This is a genomic window from Dehalobacter sp. DCM (assembly GCF_024972775.1).
Lineage (GTDB): Bacteria > Bacillota > Desulfitobacteriia > Desulfitobacteriales > Syntrophobotulaceae > Dehalobacter.
In genome coordinates, this window is the sequence record NZ_CP092282.1 from 826,465 (window position 1) to 848,176 (window position 21,712).

Annotated in this window: 15 protein-coding genes; 6 read left to right on the forward strand and 9 right to left on the reverse strand. The window is 46.3% G+C overall.

Features of this window, described 5'->3' with window-relative positions:
- The first annotated feature begins 108 nt into the window (after positions 1-108).
- From argB to LPY66_RS04065, 4 genes are all read left to right on the forward strand, one after another.
- Positions 109-990, forward strand: coding sequence for an acetylglutamate kinase (gene argB, locus LPY66_RS04050; protein ID WP_337988018.1), 882 nt, complete (start codon positions 109-111; stop codon positions 988-990).
- Between the two features lie 21 nt (positions 991-1,011).
- Positions 1,012-2,232: an aspartate aminotransferase family protein gene (locus LPY66_RS04055; protein ID WP_337986822.1), complete on the forward strand. Its 1,221-nt coding sequence runs from the start codon at positions 1,012-1,014 to the stop codon at positions 2,230-2,232.
- 253 nt (positions 2,233-2,485) lie between these two features.
- Positions 2,486-2,689, forward strand: a complete 204-nt coding sequence (locus LPY66_RS04060; RefSeq protein ID WP_337986823.1) for a hypothetical protein — start codon at positions 2,486-2,488, stop codon at positions 2,687-2,689.
- Between the two features lie 15 nt (positions 2,690-2,704).
- The gene (locus LPY66_RS04065; RefSeq protein ID WP_337986824.1) at positions 2,705-3,103 is read left to right on the forward strand and encodes a hypothetical protein; all 399 of its coding nucleotides are present in this window, start codon (positions 2,705-2,707) and stop codon (positions 3,101-3,103) included.
- Positions 3,104-3,194: 91 nt separating this feature from the next.
- Here the strand turns inward: LPY66_RS04065 and amrB are convergent, their stop codons facing one another.
- Together amrB and LPY66_RS04075 are read right to left on the reverse strand one after the other, a co-directional pair.
- The gene (amrB, locus tag LPY66_RS04070) at positions 3,195-4,121 is read right to left on the reverse strand and encodes an AmmeMemoRadiSam system protein B (protein ID WP_337986825.1); all 927 of its coding nucleotides are present in this window, start codon (positions 4,119-4,121) and stop codon (positions 3,195-3,197) included.
- Positions 4,118-9,064, reverse strand: a complete 4,947-nt coding sequence (locus LPY66_RS04075; RefSeq protein WP_337986826.1) for an Ig-like domain-containing protein — start codon at positions 9,062-9,064, stop codon at positions 4,118-4,120. The genes amrB and LPY66_RS04075 overlap by 4 nt, the downstream gene beginning before the upstream one ends.
- A gap of 469 nt (positions 9,065-9,533) precedes the next feature.
- On the opposite strand from LPY66_RS04075, the gene LPY66_RS04080 reads away from it, so the two are divergent.
- Positions 9,534-10,724 (forward strand): pyridoxal phosphate-dependent aminotransferase, encoded by a 1,191-nt coding sequence (locus LPY66_RS04080; RefSeq protein ID WP_337988019.1) that lies wholly within the window; start codon positions 9,534-9,536, stop codon positions 10,722-10,724.
- Positions 10,725-10,833: 109 nt separating this feature from the next.
- Here the strand turns inward: LPY66_RS04080 and LPY66_RS04085 are convergent, their stop codons facing one another.
- From LPY66_RS04085 to LPY66_RS04115, 7 genes are all read right to left on the reverse strand, one after another.
- Positions 10,834-11,337, reverse strand: coding sequence for a HyaD/HybD family hydrogenase maturation endopeptidase (locus LPY66_RS04085; protein ID WP_337986827.1), 504 nt, complete (start codon positions 11,335-11,337; stop codon positions 10,834-10,836).
- Positions 11,338-11,364: 27 nt separating this feature from the next.
- Positions 11,365-11,991, reverse strand: a complete 627-nt coding sequence (cybH, locus tag LPY66_RS04090; RefSeq protein ID WP_337986828.1) for a Ni/Fe-hydrogenase, b-type cytochrome subunit — start codon at positions 11,989-11,991, stop codon at positions 11,365-11,367.
- A gap of 20 nt (positions 11,992-12,011) precedes the next feature.
- The gene (locus LPY66_RS04095) at positions 12,012-13,577 is read right to left on the reverse strand and encodes a nickel-dependent hydrogenase large subunit (protein WP_337986829.1); all 1,566 of its coding nucleotides are present in this window, start codon (positions 13,575-13,577) and stop codon (positions 12,012-12,014) included.
- Between the two features lie 3 nt (positions 13,578-13,580).
- Positions 13,581-14,663, reverse strand: a complete 1,083-nt coding sequence (locus LPY66_RS04100) for a hydrogenase small subunit (protein ID WP_337986830.1) — start codon at positions 14,661-14,663, stop codon at positions 13,581-13,583.
- Between the two features lie 397 nt (positions 14,664-15,060).
- Positions 15,061-15,972 (reverse strand): LiaI-LiaF-like domain-containing protein, encoded by a 912-nt coding sequence (locus LPY66_RS04105; protein WP_337986831.1) that lies wholly within the window; start codon positions 15,970-15,972, stop codon positions 15,061-15,063.
- A complete protein-coding gene (locus LPY66_RS04110) occupies positions 15,969-16,388 on the reverse strand; it encodes a PspC domain-containing protein (protein ID WP_337986832.1) in 420 nt (139 codons plus the stop codon). The genes LPY66_RS04105 and LPY66_RS04110 overlap by 4 nt, the downstream gene beginning before the upstream one ends.
- Positions 16,389-16,770: 382 nt before the next feature.
- Complete coding sequence (locus LPY66_RS04115) at positions 16,771-16,935, reverse strand: hypothetical protein (RefSeq protein WP_337986833.1); 165 nt, start codon at positions 16,933-16,935, stop codon at positions 16,771-16,773.
- A gap of 116 nt (positions 16,936-17,051) precedes the next feature.
- Between LPY66_RS04115 and LPY66_RS04120 the strand changes: the two genes are divergently transcribed.
- Positions 17,052-21,521 carry a 2-hydroxyacyl-CoA dehydratase gene (locus LPY66_RS04120; RefSeq protein ID WP_337986834.1) on the forward strand — a complete coding sequence of 1,490 codons (4,470 nt, stop codon included), beginning with the start codon at positions 17,052-17,054 and terminating at the stop codon, positions 21,519-21,521.
- The last annotated feature ends 191 nt before the right edge of the window (positions 21,522-21,712 follow it).

The window sequence follows — 21,712 nt, forward strand, 5'->3', positions numbered from 1 at the left end:
CATACAGATTCATCTAAAGAAGTTAACAAGAAGTTAACAAACGATTAACGTAAGCAAATAGTTCGTGTGAGCGAGGAGTGATCGGCGGTGGAAAAAGCCATTGTCAACATGAATAACTTGGATAAAGCGACTGTTTTGATCGAGGCGCTGCCCTATATTCAGAAATTTACAGGAAGCACGGTTGTGATCAAATACGGCGGCCATGCCATGATCGATAAAGAATTAAAAGAAAAGGTAATGTTGGATATCTTGCTTTTGCACTCGGTGGGCATCCGACCGGTTATTGTCCATGGCGGCGGACCGGAAATTAATGCCATGCTGAAACGTGTCGGTAAAGAAAGCACCTTCATCCAAGGCTTGCGTGTTACGGATAAGGAGACGATGGAAATCGCCGCTATGGTCCTTGTCGGTAAACTGAATACAGAGATTGTGTCCTTGTTGAATGGTTTCGGCGGCAAAGCCGTTGGCTTGAACGGACAGGATGCCAAACTGCTGGTGGCGGAGAAAAAACCGATGCAATTAGAGAACGAAGACGGACAGGTGGAGGAAATCGATCTTGGCTATGTCGGTGAAATAAAAAAAGTCACCCCCGGGATCATCACCAGCCTGCTCGATCAGGGATATATTCCCGTTATTTCGCCATTGGCCGGCGGTGATGACGGAGAAAGCTACAATGTGAACGCCGATACGGCGGCCGGAACTATTGCCGGGGCGTTAAAAGCGGATAAATTCCTTCTGCTCACGGATGTCAAAGGGATCATGCGGGACATCAACGACCCGGATTCACTGATTTCGGTGATCGAGCGGCGTGAAGTCCCGGCGATGATGGCTGCCGGGATATTCAAAGGCGGTATGATACCAAAAGTTGAATGTGCTGTAGACGCTTTGGAACAAGGAGCCGGCACAGTTCATGTTCTGGACGGGCGACAGCCCCACGCGATACTGCTCGAGCTGTTTACCGACGGCGGGATCGGAACGATGATCAAATAAACAGAAAGGAATGAAAATGAAATGATTGAAAATAAATTAAATCAACCGATGAACACAGAAGATATCATTAATATGGGCAAGGAAAATGTGATGAATACCTATGGCCGGCTGCCCATGGCCCTGGTCAAAGGGTTGGGCACCCATATTTGGGATAGTGATGGGAAGGAATATCTGGACTTTGTCGCCGGTTTAGCCGTCACCTCATTGGGGCATGCCCATCCGGACATTGTTGCTGTGATCAGGGAACAGGCCGGAGAAATTCTGCATACGTCGAACCTGTATTGGATCCCCAGCCAGGTGAAATTGGCCAAAATGCTTACCGCCAATTCATTTGCCGATAAGGTATTCTTCTGCAACAGCGGGGCTGAAGCCAACGAGTCGGCAATTAAGTTGGCCAGAAAATACGCCAAAGAACACCATGGGGACCATAAATTCCACATCGTATCACTGAAAAATTCGTTTCACGGCAGAACCTTGGCAACCCTTACAGCCACTGGACAGACCAAATATCACCAGGGCTATGCTCCTCTTCCGGAGGGATTTTCCTATATAACCATGGATGATCAGACCGAGCTGGAAGGAATTATTAACGTCGATACAGCCGCGGTGATCATCGAACCGGTCCAGGGCGAAGGCGGTGTATATCCTGTCTCCAAGGAATTTTTGCAGAGAGCAAGAGAATTATGTGATCAGTATGGCGCCCTGTTGATTTTCGATGAGGTTCAGTGCGGACTGGGTAGAACCGGCAAATTATTCGCGTATGAATGGTCGGGTGTCACGCCGGATATCGTCACCTTAGCCAAAGCCCTTGGCAACGGGGTTCCGATAGGCGCGATGTTGGCAACAGACAAAGCAGCCGCATCCTTCCAACCCGGCGATCATGCCTCAACCTTTGGCGGCAACCCTCTGGCAACCGCCGTGGGGTGCAAAGTAATTGAAATCATGACCGGGGACGGATTCCTTGCGAACGTCAATACCAAAGGCGACTATTTCCAAAACAAACTGCAAAGTCTCGCGGATAAATATAACTTGCAGACGAAGGTCAGAGGATTGGGCCTAATGCTCGGCCTGCCGGTTGGTGAAAAGGCCCCTGCTATCGTCAGCGAGTGCTGCGCAAACGGACTGCTGATCAACTGTGTGGGCGGAAAGACACTGCGGTTCCTGCCGCCGTTGACAGTGAGTATCGAAGAAATCGATCAGGCGATGGTCATCCTGGAGCAGGCGTTCGAGAAAATGATCTAACGGTATCAAATAACTACTGATACGCATTAATATGTAAAAGCGATAGCATCCTACTCCTTTTCTTTTAGCAATAGGGCACTATCGCCTTCTTTGTGTCAGGAGCTATCAATCTATCTGCCATCTTCCTAATAAAATGAGTAATAATATGAAGCTTATTTTATAGCATTAGAAAAATATACTACCCCTTATTGATTCTAAGCAAAATCAAATGGGAATAGTACATATTGTGCAGCTATTTAGAAGGTGGTATAATATGGATAAGAAAATTATCAAATTGAAGAGAGGGGGCAATGGTATGATGAAGCAAAAATTCAAATCGCTGAATCTAAGTAAGCTAAATGGAAAAAAAACTACTATTGTTTCATCTGAGAAAGCTTTAGAAGACATTACCCCTATTAACTGGTCTAAAGATGTCCTGTCCGGAAAAAAGAAAGTCAGAATAGATACTGGTAAATAGTATGGAGTTACCTTGATGTGTAATGTTGGAGATATTATTGTAATAGAGAATTATATGCATAAGGGAATTAATCTAAGTAAGCATTCATTTGTAGTTTTAAGCGATGACTCAGGACAAATACAAGGATTGGATTATAATCTAATATGTAACGTGATGTCTTCTTTCAAAAATGAAGAACAAAAAAAGAAGAAACTAAGTTACCCAGGAAATTTTCCAATTGTTCCTGATGATTATGGAGCCATTGATGGTAATAACAAAAGTGGATATATTAAAGCCGAACAGTTGTATTATTTCAACAAAGATAAAATAGAATATATTGTAATTGGACGTTTATGTGAAGATATTTTTAAGCTATTGCTGGAATTTATCGAAGAAGAATTGTCTGAGTATGAACAAATAATTGATAACTTATAAGACCCCATAGCGGGGTCTTATTAAATTTCTGGAACTAAATTAATTGACTTTCCGCTGAGCATGTGATGATTTAAAAAAGATACTAGAGATATTATTCTGTAAACACCATCGTAAAATAACTCGTCGTCTCCATCGTGTCATTTTGCATAATGATCCCGGAATTGGTATTCTCCAGCAGGGTGAACGTGTTAATCCCTTGCTTTTGGGCCAGAAGGAAGGCTGCCGTCAGCGATGCGGGAGAATCCAAATAATCGCTGTTTAAACGAAAGAGTGCCGGGTAGTTAAACTGTTTCATGTAGGTTAATGTTTCCTGGTCCTTTAATTGGGCCTCGTTTCGGGTCAGGTAATGGGAAAAATCAACCGAAGCCATCAGTACGGAGCGTTCGGTGAGAACAGGCTGAAGAACATCCAAGAGTGCTTCCACTTCCTGGCGGCTGACACCATGATGAAGGATGATTGGTACGATTCGGGTATCGGGAAGATAGTGGCGGATCAAGGGTACCAGCGAGCCAATAGCGTGTTCTGTAGAAAGAGTCTCTTCGTCTTTGACGGCGAGATGCTGTGATAATAGAAGATCGACAATCCCGGGATCGGTTTGAACGACACCTTCAGGTGTCTGCCAGCCGTAGGTTCCTGTAATGATGGGATTCCCTTTGTTGGTATGATTCGGGCCGATCAGGATGATGACATCGGGTTTCTGAGGAGCTAGCAGCTGCAGGACATCAGAGATCAGACGGGCTGCAGTCAGGTGATGGGGAATAACGGCACTGACGATCCGGCCATTAATCGCGGGATTAGCCGAAAAGGGAGAAGAAGATTCAGAAACGCTTGCCAGCACCGCCCGCCATTCGCTATTCGTTATAAAGCTGGGGTGAGTAGGTTCTTGAACCGAATTGACTGAGTCCCGTTGATCACAACCGGTCAGAGACAACACGATCATCCCGGAAAAGAGAACCAATAAGACAACGTAAGTTAAGGAGAAGGCGGGTTCTCTTTTTTTATTGTTACTCGGAATCATTTAATCACAACCTTGCCCTTGTTGCCGCTGGTGTATACCGTCGGGTTGCTGATATTGCTTAACACGGGATTTTCACAGTTGAATTCGCCTGGGGAAACCACCCGGGCCAGATAAGTGATGGTTTTATCTTCCTGCGCCTTGGAGGCATAGAAAACAAGACGCTGGCCGTTGGCTTCGCTGGGATAATCCCAGTAGTCATTATTCGAAGCCTGCTCTTGATAATTATAGGGGCGCGGAATAAAGGCCAGACCTGCCGGCAGGATATCCACCACCTCATAGACGCCTTGGGGTGCTTTATCACCGATATCATAGGTGATCGTGATTTCCACCAGATCGGAACGCCCGAATTGTGTCGTCTGTTTGGCATTAACACGATAGTTCCGGCTGATACTCAAATCCTGTCCGGCTTGTGTTTCTCCCGCGGGAATCGGCACGGTGTAACTGCTTATTACGCCGACTTTGCCATTGATCCCGCTGAAGGTGATCTTATTCAGGTCTTGAGGCAAGAGTGTCATCTCGAACAGTTCCATATCGTTCAGCGTTTTCTTGACTTTGCTTCCGTTCAGTTCATAGGTAAAGCTGACGGGGGTGGTCTTCATATATTTCAGGTTATAGGTCAGTATCTGCAGTTGTTCCACAGAATTAAGAATATCCGTACCGGTGTTTTCCAGTAAGTACTGGTAGAGCTTATTTTTTGTTGATTCATCCAAACGGGCTGCCAAAAGGGCCATCCGGGTGGTGGCCTGGATAATCTCATCCTGATCCTTGCCAACATTGATTCGGAGAACGGAGCCCAGATCCTGCCCGTAGGCACTCAGCAATTTCTGATAGACCTCTTGGGCATAGGCGCCGTCTCCCAGTTCAAGCAAGGCTAAAGCCAGGTTGATTTGGACTTCCGGTGCCAGGTCTTTCGCTTGGAGCGCATTCTCAATCTGCAGGAGAACAGGTTCATTGAGGGCGGCAAGTCCCATCAGGGCCAGACTGGGATCGTCACCCTTTTCCTCCGCTGCTGCCAAGGCCTTATCGAAATAGGCGATCAGCGCATGGTGATCAAAGATATCCGGGGTTGTTACCGCTACCATGGCGGTCAAGGCTAATTCACTTTCACCATGAGGAAGAATACTGATGCCGCCGTCAGACTGTTGGTAAACCAGCAATGATTGGGTGTCTGCATCCTCTCCGAAGATCGAACTGTCGGAGAAATACGTTTTCAGGAGTTTGCGCGCTTCCTGAGCGGCTAATTTTTGCTCGAGACGGCTGCCGTTACTCCAAGCCAGCTCGTATAAACCGCGGAGATATTGGCTTTTCTCATAATTACTGAAGATAAGTGTCGTTGGTTGCTCTGCGGACCCCGCGATGCCCTGGCCTTCTTGCAGGAGGGCTTGTTCAGAAACAGTGCGTTGCTGGAAGGTTTTAGCGACAATAAACTGCCGTGATAGGGTATCGGTGGCTGTCGCTTGATTTCCTGATACGGTCAGCGTATATTCACCCGCTGTCAGGACAGGGAGTTTCCAGTCAAGTGAGGCAAAGGCTTTAACTGATTCTGTCCATGTTTTTTCATTACCCTGTGGGTCGGTGAGCTTGAGACGATAGGACACCGTTTGGTTGCTCTTTAAGGTGGTGCCATAGGAGCGCAGAAGAATAACCGGCGCATCCCCCGCAAGGTAGGTGTCATTCATCGTCATATCGATAAAGAAGGGAAGCGTGACCGGTATTTTGGATGTCCCGCTGCCGGCATGAAGATCAGAGGTGAAGGCCTGATAGGTGACCCGCCAGGAAGTCAGGTTATCCGGCAGGGTAAACGCGGTGGTTGCCTGACCGTTATTATCGGTCTGCAGGGTCGTAAATAATACGGTATCACGGAAATCACTGCGTTCACCGCCGCCTTCCCCGCCGGATTCGGCACCGCCTCTAAAATCAGGGTGATCGTGGGATTTTCGGGTCATGACATAGAGATAGCGATAATCGCCGTAAAGTGCTTCCACCAGATTGACGTACTGATCCTGTAGATGAAAGAGGGCTTCGTCAACAAGATTGATATTAACCTGTGCACCTATGAGCGGATTACCTTTCGCATCGGTGACCTTCGCCATGAGGGATACCTGTTCCCCCGGCCGATAGTCCTTCTTGTCCGTGGTCACGGTGACGGCGAGGGTTTTGGTATTCGCCGCAAACGGGATATTTACCATAGTGACATCATTGTACTTATAGCCGTCAAAGTAAACGGCATAGACATTGACATTGGGGATATAGGCCTGAGTAAAATCAAAGCTGTATTGGGAACTGGCGCTGACCTGATAAGAATCGATGACGCTTTGGCCATGGAAATAAAGAATATTATTACCGGTTGGCACGAGTGGTTCTTCATTGACCATCAGGGTCACCGTGACTTTTTCTCCCGGGGTATAAACGGCAGTCTCTGTGGTGCCATCGTTGGTGGTACCTACGGTTTGCGCATCTTCCAAGTGGTAATAGGGTGTACCGGAAGAATATTGACTGCCGATAAAAATCTGTCGGGTAAATGCCCGTCCGCTGGCATCCGTGGCCGTAAGCTTGAGATAATAGGACTCTTTCGGATCCAGTTTTCCGGTATAGGTCACGGTGCCATCGGCTCCTGTGGTCAAATCAAAGGTGGCGACTTGCTTCGCTGAATAGGTATAGTAGTATGAAGGGACAACCTTTTTGCTGATATAGTCGTAATGCTGTCCGGATTTGACTTTGGTCATCACTTCCTGGAAGAGGGCTGCTTTGATCCGGCTGCCTGTAACCGGGCCCTGAAGAAAATTTTCTTCCGTGGGGTATTCCCCGTTATTGATCTTGCTTAAATCCACGGATGACAGTTTTGCATTCAGCGTATACGTATTGGTTTGCCGTTTGGCCTCTCCGGTAATATATACGTTGCTTTTAAAGACGTAGATTGGATCGATGGCGGAGAGCTCACCGGCTTCAGGTAAGACGGCATTGACGAATAAAGTGGTATAACGATACGGTTCGTCATTTTGCGCGGGGAAGACGGCTGTGTAAGGGATAGCAGCCTCGCCCCGGGAATTGGTTGTGATACTGTTTTGAACATCGTCTGTCTGATAATGGAGAGATAAACCGGGAACGGGTGTCCCTTCGAAGAAGGAGGCTTTGGCCAGGAAGTTGACTTTCTCTCCGGCAAACACCGCCTTCTTATCCGCTGTTAACGTGAGCTGATAGGCAGGCTTCCGGTAATTCTCCACACTTAAGGAACGACTGATCAGCACGGTGTCGCCGGCCTTGACACGCAACTCATAATAACCCGGTTTAAGGATGGGCAGCTGGATTTGGCCGGTAAATGTTTTATTTTGGACGGGGACTTTGGTGGTCAGGATGGGAGCCACTTCCCGCCCGGAATCGTAATAATATTCATAACCGTACAGCTCAAGCGTGAGTTCATTGACCGGGGTGACACTCTTTCCTTGGCTGCTTTGATCCCTGGCGGCAACAATGCCCCAGAAATTCACAGTGTCTCCGGGTTTATAAAGTTCGCGGTCCAGGTAAAGGTATTTCCAGTAATCGGAAGGGATGGTGCTTTGGGATGCGTTTTGCTCACCTGTGCTTTGAAGGGGAACAAGTATTTCTTTCCCACCGCTCTGGAGATAGGCATAGTTGTGTTTATTTTCGAAATCACTATTGAGATTTTCCTTAACCAAAACAGTACCGGAGGCATCACCCTTGGCGGTGATATTTTTATTGGCAATACTGACAGCCACATTGGCTGCCGGTTTTTTTGTCTGGAGATCATTCACCCAGAAAAGCGTCTTGTCTTGACCCTGGGCGAAATAGACGGCTAAGTCGGTCACTTCGAACCAGACCTGTCTGGTGGTATCGCCTGCTTTCAGTTCAGCAGCATAATAACCCGCCTGGAGCTTTTCCGGGAAGACGACATATTTATTGTACGGATCTGTTTGAAGCAGCTTGATTTGATACTCTGCTGTTTTATAGGAAGGGTCGATCTTTTCCAGATAACGGTTCCAGGTATAGTATGACCACTGAGGAAGTGCATCCCGTTTTTCCAGAGAGGTTTGGAATACACGATAATCGGGATAACGGTAAAGTACTAGCTGGACATCCGAGGCAACGTCATTATCGCTATAGTTACTGTTGTAGAAATAGACGGGGAAGACCGGCGGCTCAGTGGTACTGAACTCGGTCAGAGAGGTGTCCAGATCAAACGAAAACAGGGGCGTGTTCGAATCGGTGCTGGCAGTCTCAAAACGAAGGGAGTGATCCTCCGCCAGGGTATCCGACGTACCGGGTACGGTGTAACCCTTTTTTAAGGTGACCGTATATACCGTGGAGGGCTGCAGGGGTTTTTGGGGAACAAAGACCAGTGTATTTTTATGTTTTTCAAATGTGCCGTCCACCGCCGGAGAAATGGCAAAATAATCGGTGATAGCGTCAACATTCCCAAAATCGGCGGTAAAGGTTAACTCAATACCGGTGTCGATGGGAACCATGGTACTTTGATTGCTGGGCAAACTCCGCAAGACCATAAATGTCGCTTTGGTTTGGAAAGCCCAACTCTGCTTTTCCTGATCGGTTCCTTCCGGATCGTATGACAACCGATAAACCGTATTCGGTTTTAACGTTTCTTGAGGGGTTATCGTATAAGTAAGGCCTCTGTCCTGTTTATCCAGAGTATAAAGAAACTCGGGATATGTCTTCAATACGGCTTTAACCTGTTTTTCGGAAAGGGGTTCACTGCTGGTCAGTTGAAATGACGTATTTGTTTCCACACCGAGTCTGTCGGAATCCGTGGCTTTAATGGTGACCTCGGAGGCGAGAACCTCTCTTTGTCCAAACCAGTTGCTATTGATACCGTAAATTACGGAGGCAGCCAAGAGGATCACTAACCCGATGGCAACACCTTTTTTCCAGGTCATTTTTCTCAGATTATTACTCTTTTCTTCCCTCATGCTTTAACCATCCTTTCGTCTTAAAGCATAAACTTTGTGATTCTACACAAGTACTACCTTATTAATATCTCCGCTGACAGGCAATATGCTAAGAAGCTGATGTTTTTATGTATTAAAAAAATCTAACATAACGTATTCGATACAGCAGGGCAGATATCCTGTGGCCAGCCGAACGAATATTTATCCCTATACTATGACTGCCGTGACGCGGTCAATCTGATGAGACCCCAGTACTCTATTTAATAATCCCCGTAGTTTAAGAAAACAAAGGTACTAAATAACAAAATATATGTAGAAAAAGGATGAAATTTTTTATTCTTTACGCTATTATAAAGAGGAATTGTTTCGTTGACACCATAGATTTCACCACAAAAACAACAACGTCGATGATGAACATCTGGAATAATAATAAGTATATAGAAGCTAAGAAATAAATCTGCAAAGATGATGAGTGAAAGGATTGGAAAATATGAAGCTGTCCCAGCGCATTCTGGGTATGAAGCCGTCTGCGACCCTGGCTGTCGACGCGAAGGCCAAGGAATTGAGGAGTCAGGGGAAAAATGTTATTTCCTTTGGGTCCGGAGAACCTGACTTTACATCACCGGAGGCCGCCTTCCGATACGCCAAAGAAGCTATGGAAACGGGTAAAACGCACTATACGCCGACACCGGGTATCCCGGAGCTTCGCAGAGAGATTTGTTCGTATTATCAGAAGGAATTTGGTTTGGAATTTCTGCCCGAGCAAGTTGTGGTCGGTTCCGGTGCCAAGCCGTGTATTTATGAAGCCTTAGCTGCTATTGTTGATCCGGAAGACGAGGTTATCCTGCCTGCGCCGGCTTGGGTCAGCTATATTGAACAGATCCATTTACTTGGCGGCAAAACCGTCATTGTGGATACAGAAAGCAATAATTTCATACCAAATATCGAAGACATTGAAGCCGCAGTGACAGATAAAACAGTGGCGTTGCTGCTGAACTCGCCATCCAATCCCACCGGCATGGTCTATAACGAAAATACAATTCGTGGCTTAGGAGAGATAGCGCTTAAGCATAATCTCTGGTTAATATGGGATGAGATATATGAGCAGCTGGTATATGGAGACAACAAGCACTGCAATCCCCTTCAGCTGATGCCGGAACTTGCAGCCAGGACAATCATCATCAATGGCGTCAGCAAAGCCTATGCGATGACCGGATGGCGCATTGGGTATTCTATTGCGCCCAAACCACTGGCCTTAAAAATCAATGACTTTCAAAGTCATTTGACCTCCAATGCCAGCTCGATTGCGCAATGGGCTGCGGTTGGGGCGATGAGAGAAAGCATGGACGATGTAAAAAATATGAAGGCGGCTTTTGAGAGCAGGAGACGATTGATCTGCGATTTATTACGGGCAATGCCGCACATTGCTTTTCGTGAACCGGAAGGTGCTTTCTATGTCTTTGTTAATATTAAAAAATGTATCGGTATGACCTATGAAGGGCAATTAATCACGGATGATATGGACTTCTGCAGCAAGCTGCTTGAAGGGCAACTGGTTGCAGTGGTTCCCGGCAGTGCCTTTCTGGCACCGGGATACTTACGGATTTCTTACGCCAGTTCCCCCGAGACAATCACCGAGGGGATGCAGAGGCTGCATGCATTTTTAAATAAGCTTCAATAGCTTAATGAATGTTAATAAGAAGGGCAAGAGATCCTATTCGGAATACTCTTGCCCTTTAAGATGTTCAGTGAGATACGCATTACCTTTGAATGCCTATGGGTTCGCTTATTCAGTCTTTCGCCGGCGGCATATCCATAAAGCTGTTTGTGGCGTTTATATGGTCAATTTCCTTAATAATCTGTTGGATTAGTTGCGGAAATACGGCTTTGATTTCTTCAGATACTTCCATTCCCCAATCCAGACTTTTTGGCTGAACACCGTAGATCAACGTTTGCGGTGCATTGCCGAGAAGATCGGCAACATTCAGGACCTCGATGATACCCACCTGGTGAAACGATACTTCAAAGGCATCCGGCAGTATGCGGATATCCTCCGGTCGAAATCGGAAAACGCTCCCCGGTTCCGACTTGGCGTTCACGGCATCGACTAAGATCAGAAAATCAACGTCCTTGATCAGATGAACAAGTTCCAATCCGGCAGTTCCGCCTTCGATGAGCTCAACATTATCGGGCAGAGCGTCCTTATCAAACGCATCGAGAATGCGAACACCTAAACCTTCATCGCTCAATAATACATTGCCGACACCCATGATCATAATTTTTGGTGAGTTCATACACTGAAGTCCTTTCCCTTAAATGTTTCAGCTGTTTGCAGACGATTGTTCCGCTTCTGCTGCCGGGTGCTGTTTGCTCTTTTTACTGGTCTTCCCGAAAAACATCACCATAAACTGTTCAGCAGCTTCAGTAAATACCAGATAAAGGTGAGCGATAATGATCAGAATAAACAGCCAAGTAATGATATAGTGGATTCCTCTGACGGCACCCATGCCGCCGAGCAGCATGGCAGCTCCCGCGAACTTCATCGGCAGATAGAGAATGAATCCGGTAATCGCCTGTAGTACCCCTAAAACGGGTAAGGCAAGATAGGCGCATTTCTGAAGCGGATTATATTTGCCTGTCTTAGGATGCTTTTTACTGATGAACAGATAGTATTTCAGCTGGGGAATAAAGGTTTTCAGATCCTGTTTATTCAGGAGGATATCTTTATAATCCTTATGTTTCCCAAAAACGGCGTAATAGACACGTACAATCCCGTTAGCCAGGAAAACATACATAAAGAAAAAGTGGAGTCCCCGGACTAAGGCCATATCCGCTCCCTGAAAAGGGGAGTGAATGATAAAGCCTGTCGGGATAAAGACAATAAAGCAGATGAGATTAATCCAGTGAGAAATCCGCTGAAAAAGCGGGTGATCAGATACTGTAGCCATTGTATTTTCCCCCTCTTTCTTTAAAAGCCGACGCGGAATTCTTTGATTTCGTTGCTCTTGGGATCGATGAGGTGAATAGCACATGCCAAGCAGGGATCATAGGAGCGGATGACGCGAACGACATTGATGGGATTTTCGGGATCCGGTACAGGAACACCGAGCATCGATTTGTCAACGGGGCCTAAAAGACCGTTTTCATCCGTGGGCGAGAAGTTCCACGTCGACGGAACGACCATTTGATAATTTTCTGTTTTATGGTCTTTCACTTTGATCCAGTGGCCCAATGCACCGCGGGCGACTTCAATTAACCCTGCACCCTGACCACTTTCGGGGATCTCCCAATGGTCGGTATCATGGATCTTAAAGTTAGGCTTGCCCATTTCAATGATCAGGGAATCGACCCATTCCACCATCTTCTTGGCCATCAGAAGGGTTTCTACGGCACGAGCAGCATGACGGGCGACCGCTCCGGGTAAAATCTTGTATTTCGTGATGACATCCATCAGTACTTTGGGCTGCATCACCAGCATCCGGGCCAGCGGGCCGACTTCCATGGGTTTGCCTTCATAGCGCGGTGCCTTGACAAAGGTATACCCATCTTTCTTTTCCAAATCAACCACGGTATCTTCTTCATACGGTGTTCTGCCTTTATCGCTCTTATACCAGGCATGAGAGATGTCTTCCGTAATCTTATCGCTATTAAACGCATGAACCGTAGCCAGATTATTGTCAAGAATGATGCCGGGTGCGAACAACAAGTCTTTTCCTGCCGCGTCTCCGGCAAATCCGCCATAGGACATATAATTGCCGTAACTGCCGCCGACACCCGCTTGGGCTAAAGGCAGTAACGGACCGGTACCAAAGGTCAAGACGTCTTGCAGGTAGACATTTTCCACAAAATCAATTTGTTCCATCAGCATCGAACGGTATTGGAAGACCTGCTCCAGATTTGGCAGCATGGTGACGCCGCCAACAACAATGGAGGATTGATGCGGTTGTTTTCCGGCGAAGATAGCAGACATTTTCTTCGCTTTCGCCTGCATTTCCAATGCTTTCAGATAGTGAGCCACTGCCATTGTCACCAGTTCGGGGTCACTGACACAATACTGATCGGGAGTATAGCGCGGGGTCAAGGGTGCTGTATCGCCGGCGGCGACAAGTTTCATAATCTTGCTTTTGACATTGAGCAGACCGGCGTCACTGCCGCTGTATTTGGCGATAGCCATAATATCGATATAATCGAGCGCAGACAGATGATAGAAGTGCAGAGGATGATCATGAAGGAGTGTCGCACCGTAAATAAGATTACGAATAAGCCGGCCGCCATAGGGGACTTCAGCGCCAAAAGCGGCGTCTAAAGCTAAGGCCGAAGCTAAACCGTGGACGGTGGCGCAAACGCCGCAGGCTCGTTCGGTAACATAGCTGGCGTCCCTGGGATCACGACCGATAACCAGATTCTCCAGGCCCCTGTACATGGTGCCAATGACGCGGGAATCAGAAACGACGCCATCGGTTATCTCGACTTCTATTTTCAAGTGACCTTCAATACGGGTAATGGGATCAATAACTATTTTTTGTGCTGCCATCGTTTATTCCTCCTCGTGTCCATGTTTTTTGCTCAAACGGCCGGTTGCTGCCGACGCAGCCAGATGAACCGCAACGCCTGCGACTGCCACACCGCCTACCACTTTGCCGGCGGTATCCACATTGACGGGCCCGACGCCAGGTAGTTTGAACATCTCTTGTTTTTGATACAGCGGGCTGAAGTTCGCGAAAAATCCTGTTTCGGAACAGCCTGAACAGGGTGAACCGGCGTTGATGCAGAAGTTGGTGTTGTCGTTGTACCAAACCTGGGCACAGTCGGTATAGGTTTTTGGACCTTTACAGCCCTTGAGAAGCAGACAATAGTCTTTCTGAGTGGGATCGTTCCAGTCTTGTAAGAAATTGCCGGCTTCGAACTGACCCCGCCGCGGGCAGTTGTCATGCAAAAGATTGCCATAAAACACAGTAGGACGGCCCTGATCATCGAGAGGCGGAACGTCGTTGTAGGTAAGATAATAAACAATCGTACCCAACATGGTCGCCGGTTTGACCGGACAACAGGGCAGATTGATCACCGGCTTGTTAATATTATTTAATTTCAAAAGGTCGCGGACACCGACAGCACCGACTTCACAGGCACCCGGGATACCGGCACCATCTGTGGCGCAGCTGCCGACAGCAATAATTGCTTTGGCTTTCTGTGCCGCTTCAAGGACGGTTTTTCTAAAGGGTTTTTGGGCAACCATACAGTACATGTCCATGGCTTCATTGGGGGGTATAGCACCTTCAACAACCAGAACGAAATCACCTTGGATGGCCTCATGATAAGCTTCTTCTGCCACATAGCCCTGACCAGCCATAATGGTTTCGTGATAACGGATCGACAGCATATCCAGAACAACCTCTGCAGCGGATGGATTAAGCGTCGCCAGCAGTGATTCTGAACAGCCGGTGCACTCCATACCGTGGAGCCAAACAACCGGCGGCTTATTTAATGCTTGTTCGACGGCATTGGTTACCTTTGGACCCACTGCGGCAGGCAGTCCCAGTGCAGCTGTGGTTGCTGCCATCAGCTTGAGAAAACTACGCCGAGATACTCCTCTGGCTGCTAAATGATCTAACTTCTTCATCTGCAATACCTTCCTCCTTAAATATACTAATACTTTTGAATATTAAAAATATTGAGAAAATAATTTTTTGCATAAAAAGTTCCCCTGTAAATTGTGAATAATTTTACAATGTTTTTCTTTTATGCAATTTTTGAATTTCACTAATTAAATACATGCAAGAAGTGTGCCAAAATAGGCAACCATAATGAAAAACTCGAAAAGTGCATTAAATGCGGGACTTTTTGCAAAAGGATGTTATTAAAATTCCAGATAAAAAACTCAAAATGATAAATTTGATAAAGAAATTCTCAAAGTGATTGTTTTTTAGGATTACTTAGTCAATATGAAATTTTCTCTGTGTGTTGCCCAAGAGACATTGTGTTCAGTAAAATGTCACACGATGAACTGGCGTGATACATTAGTCTGTGTAGAATTTGATACTTCCCACCCCCATGCTGATATCACATACGATTTGCACTGATTGTGTTTGGAATCCGGGCGAAATATACGTATCGCCGTCTTTGATCAGGCCAAGATCAGACAGGTTATTATCTGTCAGAGCACTTTTCAGCGTAATCTTCAGGCCGGCATCCTTCGGTACGTGAATATCCAGATCAGATGCACCGGATTCAATAGTAACGTCTGTGAACTTATTTTGCTTGCCAAGATAGAGATCGATATCGGCAGCGCCGGTTCCCAGATCAAGATGGCTAACCGGAATTTCCGTCAGGTCCAGGCTTCCTTGGGCAGCGCCGAGATCAATATCCATATCCCAAACAACGTCCGTGTTTAGGGCAAGCTTACAGTAGAGTTTGTCAAAATCATAATCTGTAATAAAATTATCGTTTGCTGTGGTAAAGTCAACAACCGCCATTTTACTGTCATTCTCCAACCGGTAATCATATTTGAGGTCGTAGTTGGTCTCAAAATTCAGCAGACCCTGGTCCGTGCTTGTTATCGAAAAATCACCCGCGCCATAGGGTAAGCGAAGTTGACCTTCCTTTGTCCCCGTATCCTTCATAATTGTCTTGGTATGGCGAGGGAGTCTGTCACCGGCGTCATCGCCTTGATATCGGTTGTTGGCATTATAACCATAGATCCCATAGGCCATAACAGATAGAATAATAATGATCCAGACGATAAGTTTGATTAGGGGTTTCTCCTTAATCAGGATACTGATTCCGATACCGATGAGGATCAACGGCCAAAGCTGTCCAAGTGCTCTGAAAAATATATTAACGTATGAAAACGAGAAGATGTCCAGATTACCAAGCAGCCAAATGACACCAATCAGAATGATGACGATCCCGAGGGTGAGGTTTTTCTTCATGGTCTTTTCTCCTTTGCAAATAAAACATACACACCGACAGCAATCAACGCGATGGGGAAAACCACACTAAAGTCAAACCAGCCAAAGAAACGGTCACATAAGAAGAGCGCACCGATAACGATCAGGGCAGCCCCCAGGATTCGGATGCCTTTTTCTTTATTGACAGCCGCATTTCTCTGAGATTCGTAGCTATCGCCGGCAGCGGATGCATCCTGGAAAGTATCAAACGGGCTGATCGGTTTCTCGGGAATAACAATCCAGCACACAATATAAGCAATGATCCCTATGCCGGCAAAAAGCGCCAGAACCCAAATCAGCCTAACGATTGTCGGGTCAATTTCAAAATATTCTGCGATGCCGGCACAGACGCCGCCAATGACGTTATTGCGGGAAGATCGGTATAATTGCTTATTCATAATTATCCCCCTTAAAATCCCATTATTATCTGGGTAACGCACTAAGCGCTATATGAGACCTGCATGGACATAGGTTGATAAGGTTGCTAAAAAGGCTTTGCATTTTATTATACTTGATGCTCTTGGCACTTACCACAGAAAATTGAATTTTCTAAATGTGAAAATATTCTCAAAATTTTTTTGTTAAAAACTATTAATATAAGACATAAAAAAAGCTCCGCCTTGTCAGAACAGTTTTGCTATTAGAACTGTCTGCTTCCAAGGGGAGCTTATCCATGTGCGGGGAGGTTAAGTCACGCGATGATTATGCTACTGCCCTTCATATCCGGATCCTCAATTTGGGATTCGGCGGTGGTGAAGGTAATGACCTTATCCGGTTTTCTTACAAATATTTATAGTTATTAGCTTGCAATAATTTAGAAATAATTAATTTATACGGTTTGCCTTTGGCGAGCTGGCATTGCGGCCGGATGATAAATGTCCTTTCCGCTTTTTGGCCAAACCGTTCATTATTTCCGGGAATAAGATTAGCTCCGATCGTTGTCATTCTTGCCGGAACAAGAGAGAATTTCTACATTAAATTAAAACGGTATATGAAATAGACAGCGAAGGTCACTATTGTATGAATAATAACCCCTCCAATTGGCAAAATAACTTTGCATCATGTCTTTGGAGGGGATCTTTATTCTTGAATCGGAAATTATAAAAATAAATGATAACAGAACCGGAATAAGTAATCAGATCAATCAGGATAATAATCAGAAAAATACAGTTGAACTCCTTCGCCTCGGTATCGATGTCGGATCCACGACAGCCAAACTCGCACTTTTAGACCAGAATGACACCCTGCTGTACAGCAGGTACATACGGCATTATTCCGATATATGGCGTACGCTGAAAAAACTCATTGACGAGGTTTATCAAAAATATGCTGACGGACAACGGGTTGTGACGGCAGCGGTTACAGGCTCCGGCGGCATGGCTGTTGCGGAGCATTTGCATATCCCGTTTATTCAGGAAGTGATTGCTTGCAGCAAAGCAGTGGACAGGTTTCTGCCCGGTACGGATGTCGTTATTGAACTGGGCGGGGAGGATGCTAAGATCACCTTCTTTGAAAACGGATTGGATCAGCGGATGAATGGTATTTGTGCCGGCGGGACCGGCGCTTTTATCGATCAGATGGCGGTTCTGTTAAAGACCGATGCCGCGGGTCTCAATCAACTGGCGGAAGGTTATCGGACAATCTATCCGGTGGCAGCCCGCTGCGGTGTTTTTGCTAAAACAGATATTCAGCCGCTCTTAAACGAAGGGGTGCGCAAGGAAGATATTGCCGCGTCCATCTTTCAGGCGGTGGTCGATCAGACCATCGGTGGGTTAGCCTGCGGGCGCAAGATTAAGGGGGAAGTCGGGTTCCTGGGAGGTCCGCTGCATTTCCTGCCCCAGCTCAGACGCCGTTTTCAGGAAACACTGGCTTTAAAAGACGAGGAGATGATTATCCCTGAAAATGGGGAGGTCTATGCGGCCATCGGGGCTGCCCTCGCCTCGGCTCAAAAACATGAATCAGCACAGGAGTTGGCATGGACATTTGAACAATTCCATCAAAAATTCAAGATCGATAAAAATCTGTTCAAATACGAAACGGCTGCGCTGGAGCCGCTTTTTGTTGATGAGAGTGATTACCAACGTTTTGTTGCCCGTCAGGCTAAAAACAAAACAAGAAAAGCCGGGCTGGAGCAATATAAGGGTAATTGTTTTCTGGGCATGGATATTGGGTCTACGACGGCGAAGGCGGCGTTAATTGACAAAGAGGGGGAGCTTCTCTATTCTGCGTATATTAATAATGAAGGAAGTCCTCTCGATGCAGCGGTATCGATTTTAAAAGAGATATACGCTAAACTTTCAGCAAACGTGCAGATCCGATACTCTGCTGTAACCGGTTACGGCGAGAATCTGGTGAAAGCCGCGCTTTCTTTTGATATGGGAGTTGTTGAAACGATTGCCCATTATCAAGCAGCTGAACATTTTTTGCCCGGAGTGGATATGATTCTGGATATAGGGGGCCAGGATATGAAATGCCTGCGTATCCGCGACGGTGTCATTGATAACATCATGCTCAATGAAGCGTGTTCCTCCGGCTGCGGATCGTTCATCGAAACATTTGCACGATCGGTGAATATGACAGTTGAGGATTTCGCCAATCAGGGATTGATAGCAGAAAAACCGGCTGATCTTGGCTCTCGTTGTACAGTTTTTATGAATTCGAAAGTCAAACAGGCACAAAAAGAAGGGATGACAGTCAGTGACTTATCTGCCGGTCTAGCATATTCCGTTATTAAAAATGCTTTATACAAGGTCATCAAAATAAAAAGTCCGGAAGACTTGGGTGATAAGGTTATTGTCCAAGGTGGGACTTTCCTGAATGATGCTGTGGTTCGCAGCCTGGAACAAATCACGGGTAAAAAAGTGATCCGCCCCGATATCGCTGGTATCATGGGTGCCTACGGTGCAGCTCTCATTGCCTGTAACGCCTGGCAAGAGGGAATGGCATCGACCCTCATACCCCTTGAACAAGTAAACCAATTCGGGGTATCGACGAGCGCCAAACGCTGCGCGATGTGTACTAACAACTGTTTGTTAACCGTTAATCGCTTCAATGACGGACGTAAGTTCATTACCGGAAACCGTTGCGAAAAGGGTGCAGGACGTGATCTTTCTCTGAATATTCCTGATCTCTATGCGTATAAGCTTAAACGGTTATTTGAATATGAGCCTCTTCCCGAGGCACAAGCTTATCGGGGAACCATTGGGATTCCTCGCGTGCTTAATATGTTTGAGAACTACCCGTTCTGGTACACTTTCTTTACGCAACTTGGCTTTCGGGTTGTTCTCTCGCCGATGTCCAACCAAAAGATTTATAAGGCTGGTATTGAAACCGTGTCATCGGACACAGCCTGCTTTCCGGCCAAATTAGTCCATGGTCATATAGCTGCTCTTGTCGACCGAGGGATTAACTTCATTTTCTACCCGTGTCTCCCTCGGGAAAGAAAGGAATTTGCAGGTGTAGATAACGCATTTAACTGTCCGATTGTCAACGGGTATGCGGAAGTCATCAAAGCAAATATGGATATTCTCAGAGATAACGGGGTCGTTTTTTGGAATCCCTTTCTTCCTTATGACAATAAGGAGAGGCTTAGTCACCGTTTATATGAAGAATTTAAGACGTTACAGCGTAGTGAAATAAAAAAACAGCCTAATTTTAAGGGACTGTCTTCGATAACCCGGAAAGACGTAATCACGGCGCTGGAAGCTGCCTGGCTTGAAGATCACCACTTTAAGGAGGATATCCGGCACAAAGGAGAAGAGGTCATCGCTTGGCTTGAAAAAAATAACAGCAGAGGGATCGTACTCTCCGGACGGCCATATCATCTGGACCCGGAGGTCAATCACGGAATCCCGCAAGTGATCACGTCACTGGGGATGGCGGTGCTGACAGAAGATTCTGTTGCGCATATGGGAAATGTTCGGAGGCCGCTAAGAGTGCTTGATCAATGGATGTACCATTCGCGTCTTTATGAAGCAGCTGATGTTGTCGCGCGTCGGGCTGACCTTGAGTTAGTTCAACTGAATTCATTTGGCTGCGGACCGGATTCGATTGCTGCGGAACAAGCCCAGGAGATCCTGCATCGCGCAGGGAAAATCTATACGCTATTAAAGATTGATGAGGTCAATAATCTGGGTGCGGTAAGAATAAGACTTCGCTCTCTTCAAGCAGCGATGGAAGCCAGAACACACTGGCGGGAAAAAGATGGCGTGCACGAATTTCAGGCAGAGCAGTCCTTAATGCAAGAAGAGACGCGGCCAATCTTTACGAAACACATGCGTAAAACGCATACCATTCTTGCACCACAGATGGCCCCCATCCATTTTGAACTTGTCCAAGCGGTGGCCCGTTCTGAAGGATATAAACTGGAAGTTCTTTCTGAGGTTGAGAAAGAAGATATCGAAGAAGGTCTCAAATACGTCAATAATGACTCCTGTTATCCATCTATTATTATTATTGGACAATTACTGAGAGCTTTAAAATCCGGTAAATACGATGTCGGACATACCGCTCTTATTATGAGTCAGACAGGTGGTCCCTGCAGAGCCAGCAATTACCTTGGGCTTTTGAAAAAGGCGCTTCAGGCCAATGGCTTTGAAAATATTCCAATCATATCGCTGAATGTTGCCGGGCTGGAGAAAAACCCGGGGTTCAAGCTTTCCCTGGCTATGGGACACAAAGCCGTCATGGCAATCATATACGGCGATTTACTGATGAAGGTTCTTTATCGGGTCAGGCCCTATGAAGTCGATGCGGGAACGACAGAAGAGTATTTGCGTAAATGGCTGCATATTTGCAAAGCGAATCTCCGCACGGGGGACCGTCCTGTTTTTCGTGAGAACCTAAAGGGAATTGTCCGGGATTTTGAAAGTATTCAGATTTATCCTTACCGTAAGCCACGTGTGGGTTTGGTGGGTGAGATCTTAGTCAAGTTTCATCCGGCGGCAAATAATCACATGGCCGAATTCATCGAAAAAGAAGGCGCCGAAATGGTCGTTCCCGGCCTGATGGAATTTTTCCTGTACTGCGGCTATGGCAAGGAAATAGAGAATAAATTCCTAGCGGGTAAAAAGATTACCGCAACCCTCGGCAATCTCTTTGTCCGCTATGCTGAAAGCTATCGTGACGATCTTCGGGAAGCTTTAAAAGAAAGTAAACGGTTTGATGTTCCGCCAACGATTAACGAGCTGGCTGATAGTGTAAGGCCGCTCTTGTCACTATGCAACAATACCGGGGAAGGATGGCTGCTCACCGCAGAGATGGTAGAACTGATCCAGCAGGGAGCAAACAATATTGTCTGTATGCAGCCATTCGCCTGCCTACCGAATCATATCACGGGTAAAGGCATGATCAAAACATTGAAAGAACGTTATCCCCAACTGAATATCGTCACCATCGATTATGATCCCGGAGCCAGTGAAGTTAATCAGATCAACCGAATCAAGCTTATGCTCGACAGGGCCTTTACCAAGTCCTATCCCCCAAATGGCCAAAAGGTATTACCGGATAACAAAATGGGGACCATGCATTAATAATTCAATCCGGAGCCTTGTTATACGGAAATTTTCTCGTCGAGTAAAGCATGTTTTAGGTGTTACAAGGTACTAGAATTTGTAGAAATCGTAAGAAATAACGCGGAATTGAATTGCCGCATTGGCTCATCCCCCTATTATAAATGAAAAAAGTGACTATAGTTTCTTTGCTTATTTTTCATTAATGAAGT

Excerpts from the sequence above, each read along its gene's own strand:
- LPY66_RS04115 (WP_337986833.1), bottom strand. The coding sequence starts at position 16,935 with ATGACAACGATCGGAGCTAATCTTATTCCCGGAAATAATGAACGGTTT.
- LPY66_RS04110 (WP_337986832.1), bottom strand. The coding sequence starts at position 16,388 with ATGAATAAGCAATTATACCGATCTTCCCGCAATAACGTCATTGGCGGC.
- cybH (WP_337986828.1), bottom strand. The coding sequence starts at position 11,991 with ATGGCTACAGTATCTGATCACCCGCTTTTTCAGCGGATTTCTCACTGG.
- LPY66_RS04060 (WP_337986823.1), top strand. The coding sequence starts at position 2,486 with ATGGATAAGAAAATTATCAAATTGAAGAGAGGGGGCAATGGTATGATG.
- LPY66_RS04095 (WP_337986829.1), bottom strand. The coding sequence starts at position 13,577 with ATGGCAGCACAAAAAATAGTTATTGATCCCATTACCCGTATTGAAGGT.
- LPY66_RS04080 (WP_337988019.1), top strand. The coding sequence starts at position 9,534 with ATGAAGCTGTCCCAGCGCATTCTGGGTATGAAGCCGTCTGCGACCCTG.
- LPY66_RS04120 (WP_337986834.1), top strand. The coding sequence starts at position 17,052 with ATGTCTTTGGAGGGGATCTTTATTCTTGAATCGGAAATTATAAAAATA.
- argB (WP_337988018.1), top strand. The coding sequence starts at position 109 with ATGAATAACTTGGATAAAGCGACTGTTTTGATCGAGGCGCTGCCCTAT.
- LPY66_RS04065 (WP_337986824.1), top strand. The coding sequence starts at position 2,705 with ATGTGTAATGTTGGAGATATTATTGTAATAGAGAATTATATGCATAAG.
- LPY66_RS04100 (WP_337986830.1), bottom strand. The coding sequence starts at position 14,663 with ATGAAGAAGTTAGATCATTTAGCAGCCAGAGGAGTATCTCGGCGTAGT.
- LPY66_RS04105 (WP_337986831.1), bottom strand. The coding sequence starts at position 15,972 with ATGAAGAAAAACCTCACCCTCGGGATCGTCATCATTCTGATTGGTGTC.
- amrB (WP_337986825.1), bottom strand. The coding sequence starts at position 4,121 with ATGATTCCGAGTAACAATAAAAAAAGAGAACCCGCCTTCTCCTTAACT.
- LPY66_RS04085 (WP_337986827.1), bottom strand. The coding sequence starts at position 11,337 with ATGAACTCACCAAAAATTATGATCATGGGTGTCGGCAATGTATTATTG.
- LPY66_RS04075 (WP_337986826.1), bottom strand. The coding sequence starts at position 9,064 with ATGAGGGAAGAAAAGAGTAATAATCTGAGAAAAATGACCTGGAAAAAA.
- LPY66_RS04055 (WP_337986822.1), top strand. The coding sequence starts at position 1,012 with ATGATTGAAAATAAATTAAATCAACCGATGAACACAGAAGATATCATT.